Here is a 3,176-nt window from a genome sequence, read left to right on the forward strand (position 1 = left end):
ATATTTAATAAATCAGCTAACTGATGGTTTGTGCTCAATAAATACTTCGTTGTTGAGTTTCAAACCTTGCTAAATAAATTTCTCACTGAGTATATAACACTTACCAGAAAAAATTAAAAAAAACCAATAAGTTTCTAGCTAAAGTTTATCTTTGTTTGATAGAGATACTAAAGCACTATAAAACCTGAGCCTAGTGTATGCCAAGAATAAACAAAATATTGATTGCCAATCGTGGAGAAATAGCCTTACGCATTATGCGGACTGCTCGCGAACTTAATATTCAAACAGTAGCTATTTTTTCTGAGGCAGATAGAAATTCACCCCACGTCCGTTTTGCTGACGAAGCCGTGTGCATTGGTCCACCGCCTTCACATGAATCTTATTTACTAGGTGATAAAATCATTGAAATTTGCAAAGACTTAGGGGTAGATGCCATTCATCCAGGCTATGGGTTTCTTTCTGAAAATGCTTCCTTTTGCAAAAAAGTAATTGAAGCTGGGTTAATCTTTATTGGGCCTTCGCCCGAGAGCATCGAGTTGATGGGAGATAAACTAACATCAAAACATACTGTCGCTAAATACAATATTCCGATGGTTCCGGGTACGCCCGATGCCGTTACAGACAGAGCTACTGCCAAAAAGAAATCTTTAGAAATTGGCTATCCTGTTTTGATTAAAGCCTCCGCAGGTGGTGGTGGAAAAGGAATGCGGGTAGTAGAAAAGGAGGAAGATTTTGATGACCAAATGGATAGGGCGGTTTCAGAAGCCATTACATCATTCGGAAATGGTGCAGTTTTTATTGAAAAATATATTACTGCTCCCAAGCATATTGAAATTCAAGTATTGGGCGACCAGCACGGAAATGTGGTTCATTTGTTTGAAAGAGAATGTTCTATTCAGCGTCGACATCAAAAGGTTGTTGAAGAAGCTCCATCTGCTGTATTAACACCTGAAATCCGTGAGGCTATGGGGCGTTGTGCCGTCGATGTGGCTAAAGCTTGTAATTATTATGGTGCTGGTACGGTAGAATTTATTGTTGACGAGAAGCTTGATTTTTATTTTTTAGAGATGAATACTCGCCTACAAGTAGAACATCCCGTTACTGAATTAATTACAGGCATTGATTTAGTAAAGGAAATGATTCGTATTGCGGAGGGGGAATGCATATCATTCAAACAAGAAGATTTACAAATACACGGCCATGCGATAGAAATCAGGGTATGTGCGGAAGACCCCAAAAATAATTTTCTGCCAGACATCGGAACATTAAATACCTATGTCAGACCCGAAGGGAATGGAGTGAGAGTAGACGATGGTTTTGAGCAAGGAATGACCATCCCGATTTTTTATGACCCAATGATTGCAAAACTGATTACTTATGGTAAAAACCGTGAAGAAGCCATTATTAAAATGATTCGGGCTATTGATGAATTCAAAATCTCTGGCATCGAAACGACTTTACCTTTCTGCAAATTTGTGATGAAACACGAAGCATTCTTGTCTGGAAATTTCGATACGAGGTTTATCAATTTATATTTTTCACCAGCACTGTTGGACGGATTACCTGATCCTGATGAAGAAAAATTAGCTGCGGCGTTGGCTAATTACTTAATTACAACTAAAAAAGTTTCAGTGCAAGCACAAACCAATAGCCAAACTGTTCTAAAAACAAGCAATTGGCAGACAAATCGTTTGAGCTATCGTTAATGATAACCAAAGGGAAATTAAAAAGGCTAACATTTTAAAATGTTAGCCTTTTTAATGATTATTTCTTCACTACTTTCAATTCTATTCTTCTATTTTTAGCTTTACCCTCTTCGGTCGCATTGCTTGCAATAGGATTTCTTGAGCCTCTTCCTACAAAATCAATTCTAGTATCTTTGATACCATTACCAATCAAAATATTTCTAATAGCTACTGCACGTCTGGCTGTTAATCTTATATTTTGGAGAGAATCACCCGTATTATCTGTAAAAGCTGTTAGCTTAATTTGTACACGTGGATAAGCCAAGATAATTTTGGCTAAATCATTAACAGTTTTGTCAGAACCTGCTGTTAGGGCTGCAGTATTACCTTCAAAGCCGATATGATCAAAAGTAAAAATTCTATTGGGAGCTGCAACTGAATCAGATAAGTATCTAGCAAAATTGTAGGTAAAAGAACCATCTGTCAAATCTACTTTTTGTCCATTTGGCAAATTCACTCCGATTGTTTTTGTTTCGTTAATGGTATTAGCCGTATCTACTTTAGCAACGGTGGTATCTTTTGATAGACTATTAGTGTCAATGACAGCACCTGTTACCTCTTCCATATCAGACGAATCGGTTATAGCAGTAGATGAATTACTAAGGCTTTTCCAGTCGTAAGTAAAAGCAAAATATCCTAATCCAGCAATTACTGCTACTATTAATATTGAAGGCAAAAACCATTTAGGAATTTTCATTGATTCTGACGCTTCACTTTCATAGTTTTTCCCTGAATAGGTTACTTTTTGTTCTGCCATTGGTTTGGCAGCCACAGGATTATTCACAGAAACGGATTTAATAGGCGCCGCCGGAGCAAACTGTATTGGTTTTATCTCCTGACTCATGAAAACGGCAATACCCAAGGTATCAATCATTTTAGGTTGAAGAGCCTCTGGTGTTTCATCTATCAAATAAGCCTTTTGTTCTAATAAATAATTAGCTAAATGTATTTTATCTAGCCCTTGGCTAATGACCAACTTCCCTAATTTACCCACAATAATCGGTGCAACCCCAGCCATTATCAACGTAGCAGATGAATTTCTGATGCTAGCATATTGTGAAATCAAGGTAGCGACAGAGCTTTTTTTATCAGGCAAAAGTAAACTGATTACACTACTACCCTGTTCAAAAAGTGGGGCAAAACTTTCTTTATCTCTTAAATAGTCATCTAATCTATCATTAATACTTCCATCGTGTTTACCACGTTGAATAACATTCATTAAAGTAGTAGCACCTGCTTCATTAGAGACTCTCTTCATCAAACCTCCAATTAATGTAGGGATTAGTCCATCAATAGCCACTTTTACTTTCGCCTCAGTTTCCCCTGTTATGTTAGCAATTTTTAATGGAATATCTCCTGCAAACAGCTCTTTAAGTTCTCCAAATAAATTCATACTCTTATTTTTATAATTCTTTTAATGTCGATTCAAAA

The 3,176-nt window shown here is 36.8% G+C and carries 2 protein-coding genes; one reads left to right on the top strand and one right to left on the bottom strand.

Features of this window, described 5'->3' with window-relative positions; all coding sequences use genetic code 11:
• Window positions 1-197 precede the first annotated feature (197 nt).
• Complete coding sequence (locus AC07XN_RS23905) at window positions 198-1,706, top strand: acetyl-CoA carboxylase biotin carboxylase subunit (protein ID WP_494744874.1); 1,509 nt, start codon at window positions 198-200, stop codon at window positions 1,704-1,706.
• A gap of 58 nt (window positions 1,707-1,764) precedes the next feature.
• On the opposite strand, the gene AC07XN_RS23910 is transcribed toward AC07XN_RS23905, so the two are convergent.
• A complete protein-coding gene (locus AC07XN_RS23910; protein WP_494744875.1) occupies window positions 1,765-3,138 on the bottom strand; it encodes a DUF937 domain-containing protein in 1,374 nt (457 codons plus the stop codon).
• Window positions 3,139-3,176: the final 38 nt, after the last annotated feature.

The organism is Arcicella sp. GW458-12-2-14-TSB2 (assembly GCF_059423785.1).